The 14,794-nt window shown below is 73.5% G+C and carries 15 protein-coding genes and 1 pseudogene; 4 read left to right on the forward strand and 12 right to left on the reverse strand.

The features are described from left to right. Window positions 1-11: 11 nt before the first annotated feature. Window positions 12-1,496 (reverse strand): AlkA N-terminal domain-containing protein, encoded by a 1,485-nt coding sequence (locus tag IE198_RS02755; protein ID WP_189882180.1) that lies wholly within the window; start codon window positions 1,494-1,496, stop codon window positions 12-14. 114 nt (window positions 1,497-1,610) lie between these two features. On the opposite strand from IE198_RS02755, the gene IE198_RS02760 reads away from it, so the two are divergent. Continuing rightward, on the forward strand, window positions 1,611-2,210 hold the full coding sequence (locus IE198_RS02760) for a DUF4291 domain-containing protein (protein ID WP_189882182.1): 600 nt from the start codon (window positions 1,611-1,613) through the stop codon (window positions 2,208-2,210). Between the two features lie 14 nt (window positions 2,211-2,224). On the opposite strand, the gene IE198_RS02765 is transcribed toward IE198_RS02760, so the two are convergent. From IE198_RS02765 to IE198_RS02775, 3 genes are read right to left on the reverse strand one after another with little or no spacing between them, the layout of a single operon-like run. Next, window positions 2,225-2,746 (reverse strand): O-acetyl-ADP-ribose deacetylase, encoded by a 522-nt coding sequence (locus IE198_RS02765; RefSeq protein ID WP_189882184.1) that lies wholly within the window; start codon window positions 2,744-2,746, stop codon window positions 2,225-2,227. A gap of 8 nt (window positions 2,747-2,754) precedes the next feature. Then, window positions 2,755-2,937, reverse strand: coding sequence for a hypothetical protein (locus tag IE198_RS02770; protein WP_189882186.1), 183 nt, complete (start codon window positions 2,935-2,937; stop codon window positions 2,755-2,757). Then, window positions 2,913-4,328, reverse strand: coding sequence for a phytoene desaturase family protein (locus IE198_RS02775; protein ID WP_189882188.1), 1,416 nt, complete (start codon window positions 4,326-4,328; stop codon window positions 2,913-2,915). Before IE198_RS02775 ends, IE198_RS02770 begins: the two co-directional genes overlap by 25 nt. Before the next feature lie 87 nt (window positions 4,329-4,415). On the opposite strand from IE198_RS02775, the gene IE198_RS02780 reads away from it, so the two are divergent. Beyond that, window positions 4,416-5,210 (forward strand): nucleotidyltransferase domain-containing protein, encoded by a 795-nt coding sequence (locus IE198_RS02780; RefSeq protein WP_189882190.1) that lies wholly within the window; start codon window positions 4,416-4,418, stop codon window positions 5,208-5,210. Window positions 5,211-5,265: 55 nt separating this feature from the next. Here IE198_RS02780 and IE198_RS02785 read toward each other — a convergent pair whose 3' ends face one another. Next, window positions 5,266-6,084 (reverse strand): inositol monophosphatase family protein, encoded by an 819-nt coding sequence (locus IE198_RS02785; RefSeq protein ID WP_189882192.1) that lies wholly within the window; start codon window positions 6,082-6,084, stop codon window positions 5,266-5,268. Next, window positions 6,081-6,265 (reverse strand): annotated as a pseudogene (locus IE198_RS34915) (hypothetical protein); the annotation flags it as partial. The gene IE198_RS02785 and the pseudogene IE198_RS34915, both read right to left, overlap by 4 nt. Before the next feature lie 531 nt (window positions 6,266-6,796). Here IE198_RS34915 and IE198_RS02790 point away from each other — a divergent pair. Next, window positions 6,797-8,962 (forward strand): DUF1996 domain-containing protein, encoded by a 2,166-nt coding sequence (locus IE198_RS02790; protein WP_189882194.1) that lies wholly within the window; start codon window positions 6,797-6,799, stop codon window positions 8,960-8,962. A gap of 254 nt (window positions 8,963-9,216) precedes the next feature. On the opposite strand, the gene IE198_RS02795 is transcribed toward IE198_RS02790, so the two are convergent. The 6 genes from IE198_RS02795 to IE198_RS02815 all read right to left on the reverse strand — a co-directional run bounded on the left by IE198_RS02795 (window position 9,217) and on the right by IE198_RS02815 (window position 13,909). Continuing rightward, entirely contained in the window at window positions 9,217-9,873 is a 657-nt protein-coding gene (locus tag IE198_RS02795; RefSeq protein WP_189882195.1) for a M15 family metallopeptidase, read from the reverse strand. A 55-nt stretch (window positions 9,874-9,928) separates the two neighbouring features. Then, the gene (locus IE198_RS02800; protein WP_189882197.1) at window positions 9,929-10,435 is read right to left on the reverse strand and encodes a MarR family winged helix-turn-helix transcriptional regulator; all 507 of its coding nucleotides are present in this window, start codon (window positions 10,433-10,435) and stop codon (window positions 9,929-9,931) included. Then, window positions 10,432-11,127 carry an FUSC family protein gene (locus IE198_RS02805; protein WP_373299744.1) on the reverse strand — a complete coding sequence of 232 codons (696 nt, stop codon included), beginning with the start codon at window positions 11,125-11,127 and terminating at the stop codon, window positions 10,432-10,434. Before IE198_RS02805 ends, IE198_RS02800 begins: the two co-directional genes overlap by 4 nt. Continuing rightward, window positions 11,099-11,512, reverse strand: coding sequence for a hypothetical protein (locus IE198_RS36530; protein ID WP_373299745.1), 414 nt, complete (start codon window positions 11,510-11,512; stop codon window positions 11,099-11,101). Before IE198_RS36530 ends, IE198_RS02805 begins: the two co-directional genes overlap by 29 nt. Window positions 11,513-11,871: 359 nt before the next feature. Continuing rightward, window positions 11,872-12,474, reverse strand: coding sequence for a TetR/AcrR family transcriptional regulator (locus tag IE198_RS02810; RefSeq protein WP_189882199.1), 603 nt, complete (start codon window positions 12,472-12,474; stop codon window positions 11,872-11,874). A 4-nt stretch (window positions 12,475-12,478) separates the two neighbouring features. Beyond that, window positions 12,479-13,909, reverse strand: a complete 1,431-nt coding sequence (locus IE198_RS02815) for an amidase (RefSeq protein ID WP_189882201.1) — start codon at window positions 13,907-13,909, stop codon at window positions 12,479-12,481. 55 nt (window positions 13,910-13,964) lie between these two features. Between IE198_RS02815 and IE198_RS02820 the strand changes: the two genes are divergently transcribed. Continuing rightward, window positions 13,965-14,756 carry an SDR family NAD(P)-dependent oxidoreductase gene (locus tag IE198_RS02820; protein ID WP_189882204.1) on the forward strand — a complete coding sequence of 264 codons (792 nt, stop codon included), beginning with the start codon at window positions 13,965-13,967 and terminating at the stop codon, window positions 14,754-14,756. Window positions 14,757-14,794: the final 38 nt, after the last annotated feature.

Genomic DNA, 14,794 nt, shown 5'->3' on the forward strand with positions numbered 1-14,794 from the left:
GCTGGACTTCCTTACGCGGGAAGGTGGTTGATGGGGTGGTCGTCCGACGCCCACAGATACTGGACCGCGTATGCGCGCCAGGGCCGCCAGGCCGCCGCGCGTGCGGTGAGGGCGGCGGGCGTGGCCGGCAGCCCCAGTTCGGCGGCGGCGCGCCGCATCCCGAGGTCGGTGGGCAGGAAGGCGTCGGGGTCGCCCAGGGCGCGCATGGCGACGACCTCGATGGTCCACGGTCCGAACCCGGGCAGGCCGGCGAGCTGGACCCGTGCCCGGTCCCAGTCGCTGCCCGGGTCGAGCTTCAGCGTCCCGTCGGCGAGGGCGGCGACCAGAGTGGTCAGTGTCGTGCGGCGGCTGCGGGGCAGCGCCAGGGTGTCGGGATCGAGGGCGGCCAGGGCTTTTGAGGTCGGAAAGAGATGGGTGAGGCCGCCCTCCGCGTCCTCCACGGGTACGCCGTGCGCCCGTACCAGCCGGCCCGCGTGGGTGCGGGCGGCGGCCGTGGAGACCTGCTGGCCGAGCACGGCCCGTACGGCGAACTCGGCCGCGTCGACGGTACGCGGCACGCGCCGCCCGGGTGCCTTGTCGACCAGCGGGGCCAGCAGCGGATCGTCGCGCAGCTGGTCGTCGACGGCGACCGGGTCGGCGTCCAGGTCGAGCATCCAGCGGCATCTGCTGATCGCGATGGTCAGGTCGCGCGGGTCGGTGAGCGACAGACGGCAGCCGATGTGGTCCGGGTGCGGGGTGAGGGCGACGATCCCGTGCCCGTACGGCAGACAGAGCGTGCGCCGGTACGCGCCGTCCCGCCATTCCTCCACGCCGGGCACACCGGTGGCGGCGAGATGGCCGAAGAGGTTGCTCGGGTTGAGGGGCGCCCGGTACGGGAGCCGGAGTGTGATCACGCCGGGAGTGGGCCGGGGCGCGGTGCGGGCCCGCCCCGAGCGTCCCGCCCGCTCGCGCAGCTCGCCCGGGGCGAGCGCGAAAACCTCGCGGACGGTGTCGTTGAAGGTGCGGATGGAGGAGAAGCCGGCCGCGAAGGCGACCTCGGCCATGGGCAGTGCGGTCGTCTCGATGAGCAGGCGCGCGGTCTGCGCGCGCTGCGCCCGGGCGAGTGCGAGCGGGCCGGCGCCCAACTCGGCGAGCAACTGGCGCTCCACCTGCCGGGCCGAGTACCCGAGCCGCGCGGCCAGCCCGGGCACGCCCTCCCGGTCGACGACGCCGTCCCCGATGAGCCGCATGGCCCGGGCGACCGCGTCGGCGCGGGCGTTCCACTCGGGGGAACCGGGGCTGGTGTCGGGCCGGCACCGCTTGCAGGCCCGGAACCCGGCCTGTTGGCAGGCGGCGGCGCTCGGGTAGAAGGTCATGTTCTCGACCTTCGGCGGCACGACCGGGCAGCTGGGACGGCAGTAGATCCGCGTGGTGAGTACGGCGGTGAAGAACCATCCGTCGAACCGCGCGTCCTTGGACTGAACGGCACGTACGCAGCGCTCGATGTCGGTGTGCATGCGTCCAGAATGAGGCCTCGGCGGCGCGGTCGCTGGCGAGAATCCGACATCGCCGTTGCCCTGCCAGGGCGAAAATCAGTTCCCGGCGTCCAGTACCGCGCATAAGGTCGCCCCATGCTGCAGAGCCCCACGCACGAGGTCCGTGCGGTCTTCACCGATGAGACGATCACCGTGTACCAGGCGTACGCGGCGCGGATCGCGAACCCGGCGCTCGAGTCGGGCACCTTCGTCGAACCGTTCAAACGCGACCGGATGACGTGGATCAAGCCGTCGTTCCTGTGGATGATGTACCGCTGCGGCTGGGCCACCAAGGCCGACCAGGAACGGGTGCTCGCGGTCGAGATGTCCCGGGAGGGCTTCGAGTGGGCCCTCTCCCATGCCTGCCTCAGCCATTTCGACCGGTCCCGTTTCGCCACCGAGAGCCGGTGGCGCGAAGCGCTCAGGTCGAGCCCGGTGCGGGTCCAGTGGGACCCCGAGAGGGATCTGGGGCTGAACCCGCTGCCGCACCGGGCCATCCAGATCGGGCTCTCGGGCCCGGCGGTCGACCGTTACCTGGACGACTGGATCACCGGGATCCGTGACGTGACGCCGCTCGCCCACGCGATCCGCAGGACGGTCGCGGACGGCGACCTCGAAGCGGCGCGTGCGCTGCTCCCCCCGGAGCGCGTGTACCCGCTTCCGGCGGAGGCGGCCGACCGCGTCGGACCTCGCTGACGGGAACGACGGGGTCAGGCGCGGGCCTCGAGCGCGGCCTCGAAGGCCGCGTACGCCGCCTCGTCGAAGAGGACGAAGCGCACCTCGGTGACCGGCTCCGCGGCGCACTCCCCGACCGTGGCGATCGCGATGCGGGCGCCGTCGTCGATGGGCCAGCCGTAGATGCCGGTCGAGATCGCCGGAAAAGCCACGGTCCGGGCCCCCAACTCCGCTGCCACGCGCAAGGATTCCCGGTAGCAGGAGGCGAGCAGCTCCGAGCGGTCCTTGGTTGTGCTGTGGACCGGGCCCACGGTGTGGATGACGTGCGCCGCGTCGAGACGCCCGGCCGTGGTGGCGACGGCCTGCCCGGTGGGGAGCCCCTTGCCGTAGCGGGAGGCGCGCAGGGCCCGGCACTCGGCGAGGATCTCCGGGCCGCCCGTGCGATGGATGGCGCCGTCGACTCCCCCTCCGCCGAGCAGCGAGGAGTTGGCGGCGTTGACGATCGCGTCGGCGTGCTGCTGCGTGATGTCGCCGCGTACAAGAGTGATCTGCGTCATGGGTCCGATCATCTCTCCCACCGGCCGCCCTTCACGATCTGCCGCGCGAGTCGTTCCCGCGCCCCGGCCAGTTCGCCGGCGACGGCGGCGAGTCGCACTTCATCGACCACGACGCTCGCGGTGAGCGGTTCGCCGCTGAGCAGGAAGGCACGCCGCAGGTGTCGGCTCAGCGCGCCCGCAGGCGGCGCCACACCGCCTTGGCCGCGTGGTGGCCGGACATACCGTGCACGCCGGGGCCCGGCGGCGTCGCGGAGGAGCAGATGAAGACGGCGGGGTGCGAAGTGGCGTAGGGGACGCGGGCGAGCTTGGGGCGGATGACGGTCTGGAGGCCGGAAAACGCACCGCATGCGATGTCGCCCCCGACGTAGTTGGCGTTGCGCGCGGCCAGTTGGGGCGGGCCGGCGACGGCGCGGGCCAGGACGAGGTCGCGGAAGCCGGGCGCGAAGCGCTCCAGTTGACGCTCGACGGCCTCGGTCGCGTCACCCTCCCAGCCGGCCGGCACATGGCCGTACGCCCACAGGACGTGCTTGCCCTCCGGTGCTCTGGTCGGATCGATCACGCTCGGCTGGGCGGTGATCAGGAAGGGGACCTCGGGGGCGCGGCCGGAGACCGCCGCGCCGAGGGCGCTCTCGATCTCGGCAGCCGTGGGACCGATGTGCACCGTCCCGGCCGCACGGGCCTCCTCGGCCGTCCACGGCATCGGGCCCGACAGCGCGTAGTCGATCTTGAAGGCGGACGCGCCGTATCTGTAGCGCCAGTACGCCTGGCCGAGGCCCGCGATCCTGGCGAGCGCGGTCGGCGAGGTGTCGAAGATGTACGCGCGGGCCGGCGGGAGCTCGTCGAGCCGCTTGACCGTGGTGCCGGTGTGGATCGTGCCGCCCTGTTCGCGCAGGTAGGAGGCGAGGGCGTCCGAGATCGCCTGTGACCCGCCGCGCGGGACGGGCCAGCCGACCTCGTGCGCGGCGAGGGCGAAGAGCAGGGCGATACCGCCGGTGGCCACGCCGCTGGTGGGGGCGATGGCGTGGGCGGCGAGCCCGGCGAGCAGGCCACGGGCCTTCTCGCCGCGGAAACGGCGGGCGAGCATGCTCGCTGGCCGGATCGCGTCGAGGCCGAAGCGGACGTACCGGTACGGGTCGCGGGGCAGCCCGTCCCAGGGGGTGCGCAGGAAGTCCGCGGCGAGGCTGTCCCAGTGGCCGAGATAGGGGGCGACCAGTCGGCGGTACGCGCCGGCGTCGGCTGCGCCGAACGACATGGCGCTCTCGCCGACGGAGCGGCTGAGCAGCGCGGCGGTCCCGTCGGGGAACGGATGGGCGAGGGGCAGTTCCGGCTGCAGCCACTCGAGGCCGTGCCGGGCCAGGGGCATGCCCCTGAAGGCGGGAGAGCCGATGCCGAGCGGGTGGACCGCGGAGCACGGGTCGTGGCGGAAGCCGGGGAGGGTGAGCTCCTCCGTCCGCGCGCCTCCGCCGACGGTGTCCAGGGCCTCGTGGACGGCGACCGAGAAGCCGCGGCGGGCCAGTTCGACCGCGGCGGTCAGCCCGTTGGGGCCCGCTCCCACGACGACGGCATCGAGCATCGACGGCACCTTCGGACTCCTTTGTCAGCCGACGCCAGGAGTCCCAAGGATATTCCGGGGCGGTGACATCGCGTGGCCGGGTACCGTCCGGTCGCGATGAACAACACGATCGAAGACATGGCGGCGCGGCTCGCGCATGTGCCCGGCGTCCGCGCGGTGGCGCTCGGCGGCAGCCGGGCCCGGGGCACGCACCGGCCGGACTCCGACTGGGATCTCGGCGTCTACTACCGGGGCCAGGTCGATGTCGACGCCCTGACGGCACTCGCGTCCGAGCTGACCGGCGGGCCGGTGGAGGTCGCGGGGCCGGGTGGCTGGGGCCCCTGGGTCGACGGCGGTGCATGGCTGTCGCTCGGCGGAGTGCCGGTGGACTGGATCCTGCGGGACCTGGACCGGGTCGAGCGGGTGTGGACGGACTGCCTGGCCGGACGGTTCGAGACGGGGAGCCAGCCGGGGCATCCGCTGGGGTTCTGGTCGCCGGCGTACGCGGGCGAGGTGGCGCTGTGCCGCGTGCTGGCCGACCCGGCTGGCGAGTTGGCGGCGCTGCGGGAGCGGACGCGGCAGTACCCGGAGCCGTTGCGCCGCGCACTGGTCGACGCCGCGTGGGAGGCGGATTTCTCGGTCGCCGCCGCGGGCAAGTCGGCCGGGTCCGGGGACACCCTCCATGTGTCGTTGTGTCTGTCACGGGCGTTCGGCGTGCTGGTACAGGCGCTGCACGCACACCACCGGCTGTGGTGCGTGAACGAGAAGGGCGCGCTGGCGACGGCGGGGGCGCTCCCTGGTGTCCCCGGGGACTTCACGCAGCGGGTGTCGGCGGCGCTGGCCGGCCTGGACGCGGCAGCGGTGGCGGACGCGGGCGCCCTGATCCGGGAGGTACGGGCCCGGATGGTGTGAACCGGGCCGTGTGAGCGGGCCCGTGCGACCGGGCTGGGCGCACCGGGCCGCCACCTCAGGTCAGCAGCTCCCGGACCCGGCGGGCGGTGGCCTCGTCGCGTGCGGCCGTGAACGGAAGGTCGTTGACGCCCGCGATACGGAACGGCTCGCCGGTGACCGTGAGATGGGCGCCACCGGCCTCCGTGACCAGGAGCAGACCGGCCGCGTGGTCCCAGGCGAGCTCCCACGAGAACGCCACCGCGTCCAGGTCGCCACGTGCGACGTCCAGGTACTCGAGGCCCGCCGAGCCGCACGGCCTCGCCTCGACGCCCGGGACGGCGAGTCCGAGCAGCGCGCGCTTCTGCTCGGGGGTCGTGTAGTCCGGATGGGACATCGCCACCCGGAGCACCGAGCCCCGGGCGGGTGAACCGGAGTGCAGCGGCGTGCCGCCCAGCCGGGCGCCCTCGCCGCGGACGGCGACCGCGAACTCCTCCAGCACCGGTGCGTAGGTCCAGGATGCGAGCACCTCGCCGCGCAGGGCGAGCGCGACGAGCGTGCAGAATCCGGGCTCGCCGCGCACGAACTGGCGGGTGCCGTCGACCGGGTCGACGATCCAGACGGGCGCGTCACCGCGCAGCGCCTCCGCGACGGTCGGATCGGCGTGCACCGCCTCCTCCCCGACGACCACGGAACCGGGCATCAGCGCGGTGAGCGAGGCGGTCAGGTGCTCCTCCGCGCTGCGGTCGGCGATCGTGACGAGGTCGTGCGGGCCGGTCTTCTCGTCGACCTCGTGCGCGGCCAGCCGGCGGTAGCGCGGCACGATCTCGGCGGCCGCCGCCTTGCGGACGGCCTCCTCCACGTCGGACAGATCACCGGTCAGAAACTCATCGATCATGCCTCAAGACAATCACGCCCGGCTGACATCGCGGGAGGTGTTCGGCGTCCCACCGCGTAACCCTGCATTCCCCTGGGGTTCGCCACGGCAAGGAGCACACCGGTGCGCGGATCGCGGGCGACGGCGCGAGCCGGCCCTCCGACCAGGGGTCGCCGACCATGACGCGGTGGCCGCGGAGCCGCGGCGAGGTCACCGTCCATGCCGGACTCGACGGGAGACGCGGCCGTGCAAGCCCGTAAGGGGCCACCAGGGCAGTGGTACGCCGACTTCGGTATGTGCGCATCCGAGTGGCGCCCGCTGATCGTGCCCGGCCCGGCGCCGAGCAGGCGAGGGTGGTCCCCTCACGGGACGCCGCCCAGGACGTCAGCCGCTGCGGCATGGCGGCTCACCTCTGCGCCGGTCACGAACGAAGCGCAACCGCGCCCGAAGTCGGCACGCTCCCACCGCCGCCCGAAGACCGGCGCCGCCCGTAGCTTCCCTCCGGGTTTCCGGCTCACGCCCCGACCGGGCCGGCCCGCGGTCCGCCGACCGTGCACGGCTCGGTCGTACTCGGGCCGTCCCACAGGCCGGCGATGCGGTCAGGGGCTGGGCGTCGGGCACACCCGTGGTGTCCGGCGTTGAACGCCTCGCCCGTTCCTCTCGTATGGACCCGGACGGGCTCCTGCCCGGGTGCCGTCATGCCCCTTTGGTGATGCAGCGGATGGAGTTCTGAATGGGAAGAACAACGCGAAGACGTCCGAGAGCAGGCGGCCGCACGGTCGCAGCCTCGATCGCGCTCATCCTCGGCGGCGGTGGTCTCATCGCGGTCAACTCCTATGCCGCCGCCGGAGAGGGGCAGGGCCCCTGGCCCGGCGGGGTCGACCGGCAGGAACAGACACGAGTCGCCGGGCCCTCGCCCGCGACCGTCAAATGCCCTGAGGTGGCGAACGGGCTGCCGCAGGTGCCGGATGCGGCCAGGCCCGAGGTCGACCGCGAACTCGCGACGCTGGACAGCCAGATCACCGAGGCGTACCAGCGGTTCGCCGAGGAGAAGGAGCAGGTGGCCCGGGATCCGCAGTTCGCTCAAAACGCGATCCTCGGGCCGCTCGAGAGCAAACGGACGGCCGGTATCGACCGTATCGCGGAAGCCATCGGCCGGGTGTCGGGCCAGCGCCCCCAGGGGCTGCGGGCGCTGGCCCCGTGCACTCTGCAGACCGACGAAGCGGACCAGGCCGACCCGGGCAGCCAGGGCGGGGGCGAGGGCGACCAGGGCGGCGGGGGAAACGGCGGACAGGCCGGAAACGGCCCCGAGGCGTCCGACTTCGCCGACATCCGCACCGTGCAGCCGAACGTTCAGGACCCCCCGCGACTGCCCGGCGCCTCCCGCGGCACGTTCACCACGGACTGCGGGATCAACGCGAACGGCAAGTTCAATCCGGACAACGTCATCGCCGCCCCGGGTGTGAGCAACGGCGCCCACCACATGCACGACTACGTGGGCAACCAGGCCAATGACGCGTTCGCCTCGGACGACGATCTCGCGTCCGGTGAGACCACGTGCCGCGACCAGGGCGACCGGTCGACGTACTACTGGCCCGTGCTGCGGCTGCAGAACGGGCAGGACGAGGACGATGCCCGGGCGGACGGCGGCGGAAAGGACCGGAACGTCGGTGAGATCCTGACCCCCTCCCAGGTGACGCTCGACTTCGTCGGCAATCCGCAGGGCAAGGTCACCGCCATGCCGCGGTTCCTGCGGATCATCACCGGTGACGCGAAGGCCTTTGTCAACGGCGACGCGAACGTCAACGCCTCGTGGAGCTGCACCGGCTTCGAGGACCGGCAGCTGAGGGACAAGTACCCGATCTGTCCCGGGGGCAGCAACGTGGTGCGCAGCTTCAGGTTCCAGAGCTGCTGGGACGGCCGGAACACCGACAGCGCCAACCACCGCACCCATGTGGCCTTCACGGACGCGAGCGGCCGTTGCCCGGGCGGCTTCCTGGCCGTTCCTCAACTGGTGCAGCGGATCGTCTACGACGTGCCACCGCCGGTCTTCGACGGCCCGGACGCTGCCGTCTTCGCGCTGGACTCGTTCCCGGAGCAGCTGCACAAACCGGTCACCGACCACGGTGACTTCATCAACGTCTTCGACGAGGGGCTCATGCGGGAGTTGGTGAGCTGTCTCAACGAGGGGCGTCGCTGCGGCCCCGGCGATCCGGTGCGCACTCCGGCCGGCGACGGCCAGGAGCCGAAGGACACCCCCGGGATCGCAGACGGAGCCCCCGCCGGTCCGGCCCCGTCCACCCCTGCGGAGCAGGAGACCGGCGCCCCGACCCGCCCGGCCGCACCCGCCCCCGGGGCCGAGCAGGTGACTGCGGCTCCCTACGAGGCCGCAGCACCCGACGCCGGTCACGAGCCGGTCACCGCGGCCCCCCGTCAGAGCGCAGCACCCGACGCCGGGGAACCCGGCACAGAAGAGGCCGCTACCGAGGCCGAGCGGGCGCCTGGACCACTCGATGCGGCCGCAGCGGGACCCAAGGCGTCGCAAGCCCCTGTGCAACCGGCCGGCCGCGGCAGCCGGTCCGGCACCGGCGTGCCGGCCGACCCGAGCGCCGACCCCTCGCCCGCGCGGAGCGAGCCGGTCCCCGCGGCCGCAGCGGCGCAGAGCCCGGAGACCACCGCCGGGACGAATACCACCGCACCGGCCTCGCCGACGGCCACGAACAGCGAGCCGACCCCTTCGGTGCCGAACGGTGGCGTCGGCGCGCCACAAGCGGCCGAGGGCGCCCTTGCCAGGACCGGCGCCCAGCTGTGGCCGTCGGCCGCCGGAGCCGCGCTGCTGATCGCGGGCGTCGCCCTGCTTCGCGTACGAACGCGCCGTGTGGTCCCCCGTCACCGATGACGCACCGGTTCCCCGACCTTCCCCCGCTCGTGTGCGCGCATGATCCGACCGCCGCCGTACGGCCTGTGCGACGGCGTACACGCATGACGACGCGTATGAGTGGGGGGGCTCCGTCGGCCCCGGGCCACGGCGGAGCGGAGGGCCGGCTCGATCCAGCGGTCGCGGGCCGCCTCCGACGGCCGGTCGTCCGGGCGCGGACGCGGCGATGAGGGCCGCGTCCGACACGGCCCGGCCAAGGGCGCGGCGTGCCCCCGTCAGGTGCCGTCGGCGGAGAAGTGCTGGTAGTCCGGGGGCGACCAGTGGCCGCCCCACTCCCAGCCGGCGTCGTTCATCGCCGTGGTGACGGCGTCGCCGGGCTCGAGCATGCCTGCGGCAGGGCGGTCGCGGTCGAGGTGGTCTTCGGCGGCCGGCGGGTGCACCTGCCCCGAGCGGTCGACGTAGGGGTTCTCCATGGGATTGATGTCGAGCGCGTCGCCGTAGGAGTGGCGGGACAGATGGCTGGAGTCGCCCGTCACCCGGCGGCAGTTGAACGCGGAGGTGTTGTCGGCCGCCATGGCCCTGGCGTCGTCTCCGTCGTACTCGGCCATGACCTTCATACGGCGGATGGGGAACCGTGCCTCGAAAGCCTTCTCGAAGACGTTCAGCAGGGGTCGGACCACGTCCTGATGGACGATCAGTTCGCCGCGGTGCACGCGGCCGTCGAAACCCCAGTGGTTCATGGTGATCAGCCGCAGCCGTGACGGTGGCACCGGGCAGCCCGGTTCGTAACTGGCGCCGAGTTCGTCCGGGGGGACGTCGCTGACCGTGGCCGACAGCCGCGGCGCGGCACTCGCTGCCGCCTGTGCGGGCACGGTGCCGAGTGTGAGCCCGAGGGCCAGGACGGGCACGGCGGCCCGTCGCACCACGTTCACCCTCTCAGGGTAAGGATGCCATCGGTCGTCGGCCTTTTCTGGCGCCCTCCGGCCATCAGCTCCGCGCCGAGCCGAGCCGGCCTTCGAGCTGTACCAGCAGCTCACCGAGGTGCGTGGCGAGGAGGGTGCGGGTCTCCTCCTCGAGGCCGGAGAGGACGGTGCTCTCGTAGGCGAGCTGCAGGGGCAGCAGCCGGTCGACGAGGTCCTGGCCGGCGTCGGTGAGGCGGACGTGGGCGACTCTGCGGTCGCGCTCGTCACCGCGCCGGTCGACGAGGCCCCTTTCCTGGAGGGCCCGCAGGCGTTTGGTGACGGCCGTTCCGGAGGAGAACGTCTCGCGGGCGAGCTCTCCGGGGGTCAGTTCGCGGGCGTTGCGGCGCACCGCGCCGAGCAGGTCGAACTCGGCCCTTGTCAGTCCCGCGGAGCGCAGCGGCGCGTCCTTGGCCTGTTGCAGCAGCGTTGCGCAGCGGTTGATGCGGCCGATGAGTTCCATGGGCGCGGTGTCCAGGCCGGGATCGACCGCCTGCCACTGCCGTACCACCGAGGCGACGACGTCGTCTGTCACACCGCTCCGATCGAAGGGACGGGAGCCAGGCCCTGTCCGGGCCGCCCGCGCCGCTCTGCTGTTGCCGCGAGCGTACGGTGTGCCGCCTGCTCGGCCGCGAGGACCTGCTGTTCCGCAAGGTCGCGTTGCCACCATTCGCCGACCGCGGCGTCATGCGCCTCGCGCGGTTCCACGAATGCGGCGGCCAGTCGGCGCCCGGCGTCATGGGGGGCGGCCGGTGCGGCCGCCGGGTCGGCGAGCGTGCGCTCGGCGTCGGCCCGCAGCCGCTCGGTGGCGGCGAGGGCCCGCTCGACGCGGCCCGCCGCCCTGCGGTTGGTGACGGCGATCGCGGCGAGCAGTCCCACAACGGCCCCGATGATGCGCTGCAGGGACCTGTTCCAGCTGAGGGTGACGCTGACCGGGAAGACCGACGGTGCGGTGACGACGGCCCAGTACGGCCGGTCGACGTCCAGTGCGACGGCGGGTAGCCGGCGAGCGCGCAGCCGATGAGGGTGCGGCCCGCGATGGGCATGTGCGGCGAGCCGGACGCCAGCTGCGCAGCAGCGTCCGCGTGCCGCGCGGCGGCGCTCCCGAAGGAGGTACCGCTCGGCCTCGAGCCCGGCCGGTTCGCCGGTCTCGCCGGGCGCGGCCGGCGAGACCCGCGCCGCTCGGGGCCTTCCCGCCTCAGGGCGGGGCCCACGGTGACCAGCCACGAGACGGCACCGGCGCCCAGGGCGAGGGTGAGGTGGCGGGGGACCTCGGGGAGCCGCTGGGGGGGGCGAAGAGGGCGGCCGTGGCGACGAAGGTGAAGATCACGTTGCCGGGCGGGCCGATCCGGCCGGCGTCGCAGAGCGCCTTCTGGACGGCCGCGAGCAGTGCGGCGACGGAGAGTACCGCGATGGAGTCGGTGAGTGAGGCAACGACCAGGGACACGGCGAGGCCCGCGACCATGCCTAGCACCACCCGGGCGACGGTCCTGGCGCGGCGGGCGTAAGGGTCGGCACCGCGTACGGGGCGCTGCGCGAGGCGGCGCTGATGGGGGCCGCGCTGCTGTCGGACGACGACCGGGCGCTGGTGCGCAAGACGGTCGCGGCCCACGACGGCGTCGACCGCCCTGCCCTGTCCACCGACTGGCTGCCCGCCCGCGAGGACCGGCCGGGTGCCCGGCCGGGTGCCCGGCGGGCGCTCCTCGCGACGCTAGCGCGGCGGCGATGTCCTCGCTCGCCGACCCTGACCGGACCGGAAAGGTCCTCGAAGCGGCTGGGTTCGAGGACATCCGCATCACCGGGTCGAGGCGGCCACATGCTGGGGCCGGGACGCCGCCGACGCCGTCGACTTCTATGTGTCGCGCCAATCCGGCGCCGAGGTCACGGAGCCGGCCAGGGCCGCGATGCGGGACGCGCTGCGGGCCTACGAGACGGAACGAGGCGTCATGTTGGCCGCCGGGGTGTGGGGGGTCACTGCCCGCCGGGCACGCTGAGCGCCTCGGGGCCGACGGCGCCGCGCGCGAGCAGCAGCAGCGCGTCCACCAGGTCCTCCGCCGGCGCGCCGGTGGCGAGCCTGCGCAGCTGAAGGCCCATCACCAGCGCTACCGTCGTCGCGGCGAGCCGCTCCGCGTCCGGAACACCGAGGCCGGTCAGGATCTGCGCGGCGAGCCGGTCGTACGCGGCGAACGCCTCCGCGGCCGCCTCCCGCAGCCGTTCGTCGCGGCCCGCCTCGACGTACAGCTCGAACGTCGCGATGTGCCCGCTGTCGAAGCCGGTGCCGCCCGCCACCTGGCCGGCGAGTGCCGCTGCGCCCGCGATGTCGATCCCCTCGCTGCGGCACCCGTCGGCCAGTTCCGTGAAGCGGCGCGTCTCGTCGCGGACGAAGTGCAGCAGGCTCTCGCGCAGCAGTTCATGCTGCGTCTCGAAGTGGTAGGTGACGGACCCGAGGGAGACACCCGCCTCCTTGGCTATCCGCCGGTTGGTCACAGCGGCCACCCCGTCCCTGCCGATGATGTGCAGGACGGCTTCGATGATGCGCTGCCTGGTGGGCGCGGAACGGGCGGCAGTGGACATGGCCCTATTGTCCCAGAGCAACGCCTCCGCTGGTCACAGGGGTGGGCGGGCGCTTCTCGTACCACCGCAGCTCCGCCTCCAGCTGGGCGGCGAGGGAGATGAGCCGTTCCTCCGCCCCTGCCGGGCCGAGGAGTTGGGCGCCGACCGGCAGTCCGTCCCGGGTGAGCCCTGCCGGGACGCCTACGCCGGGCCAGCCGAGGACGTTCCACGGCCAGGCGTACGGGCAGGCGGCGGCGATACCGATGTCGGTGCGCCGGGCGGACAGGCCGTCGAAGGCGCCGACCCGCGGGGGCGGGGTGGCCGTGCTGGGCGTGAGCAGGACGTCGTACCGGTCGAAGAAGCCGCCGAGCCTGCGGTGCTGCGCAGCTTCCCGGGCGCGTGCGGCGCGTACGACACGGCCACCGAGCCGGTGGCCGGAACGGGTGGCGGACCGGGTGCGCGGGTCGAGGAGCGCCGGGTCGGGGTGGCGGTCGGCGTACTCGGCGATGCCGTTCGCGGCGCGGGGCAGGAAGCTCAGGCCGATCAAACCGTAGCGGGGGCGGGCCTCTTCGACGTCGTGCCCGAGCCCCGCCAGGGTCTGTGCGAGTGCGGTGACCGCCTGGCGCACCTCGGGGTGGAGGCGGGCGCCGGTGAGGGTGAGCGGCGGGCGCAGGGCGACCGCGATGCGCAGCCGGCCCGGTTCGCGGCGGGCGGCGGCCGAGGCGTCGATCGCGTCCGGGTGGTACGGCTCGTCGGGGTGGGCACCGGACGCGGCGTCGAGAAGCAGGGCGGCGTCGGCGACGGTCCGTGCCAGGGGACCGTTGACGGTGAGGCCCTGGAAGCAGTCGGTGTAGGGGTGGACGGATACCCGGCCGCGCTGGGGCTTGATGCCGACGAGGTGGGTCCACGCGGCGGGGATGCGGATGGACCCGGCGCCGTCGGAGCCAAGGGCTGCCGGGACGAGGCCCGCCGCGACGGCGGCCGCGGAGCCGCCGGAGGAGCCGCCGGGGGTGTGGGCGGTGGACCAGGGGTTGCGGGTGGCTCCGAAGGCGGGGCCCTCGGTGAAGGGCCATTGGCCGAGTTCGCAGGAGTTGGTCTTGCCGACGATGACGGCTCCGGCGGCCCGTAGCCTGCGCACGGCCTCGCCGTCGGCCGTGGCCGGCGCAATCTCGCCCGGACAGCCGAAGTAGGTGGGCACGCCCGCCACATCGGTGTCGTCCTTGACGGCGATCGGCACACCGAGCAGCGGCAGCCTCTCCCCCGCCGCGTATCGCCGGTCCGCGTCCCGCGCCTCTTCGAGGGCCCGTTCGCCGCGGACCGTGCGGAAGGCGTTGACGGTGCCCTGACTTGCCTCGATACGGGTGAGAGCACCCGCGACGAGCGCCTCGGACGTCGTCTCGCCTGCCGCCAACGCCCTGGTGTGTTCGGCCAGTCCGCCGAATGGATCTGTGGACACGCTGCACCCGCCTCCCTATTGTTCGTTCGAACGAACAGAACTGGAGGGTAACCAGATGCGGATCACCGGAGCAACCGTTCTGCTCACCGGGGTGACCGGCGGTATCGGTGGCGCGCTCGCCGCCGAACTGGCCGCTCGCAAAGCGAAGTTGATCGTCAGCGGCCGACGTGCCGATGCCCTCGAACCGCTCGCCGAGCGCTACGGCGCCCGCGCGGTGGTCGCCGATCTGGCCGATCCGGCCGATGTGGAGCGGCTCGCGAGCGAGGCAGCGGGGGCGGACATCCTCGTCGCCAACGCGGCACTGCCTTCCAGCGGCGACCTGCTGGACTACAGCCCGGAACAGATCGACCGCGCCTTCGCCGTCAACCTCCGCGCCCCCGCCATGCTCGCCCGGCTGCTCGGGCCGGCCATGGTCGAAGCGGGGAGCGGGCACCTCGCCTTCGTCGGCTCGATCTCCGGCAAGACAGCGACCAGGTCGGCGTCGCTCTACAGCGGGACCAAGTTCGGTCTGCGCGGCTTCGCGCTGGGACTGCGCCAAGACCTTCATGGCTCGGGTGTCGGTGTGTCGATCGTCCAGCCCGGTTTCGTACGGGACGTGGGCATGTTCGCCGTGACCGGGGCGAAGCCCCCGGCGGGCATGCGGACGGTGTCGCCGCGGCAGGTCGTCGCGGGAGTGGTCCGGGCGGTGGAACACGATGTCGCCGAGGTCAATGTGGCGCCGCTGGAGTTGCGGCTGCTCAGCGCGATCGCCGGCCAGTTCCCGGGCTTCGCCGAGCGGGTCCAGCGCGGTGGCGCCGGCGACCGCACCCTGCGCCAACTGGTGGCCGCCCAGCGCGACCGCCGCTGACGCGGCGTTGTCGGTGGGCGCTGTTACGGTCTGCCTCG

The sequence above is a fragment of the Streptomyces xantholiticus genome, from assembly GCF_014651015.1.
Lineage (GTDB): Bacteria > Actinomycetota > Actinomycetes > Streptomycetales > Streptomycetaceae > Streptomyces > Streptomyces xantholiticus.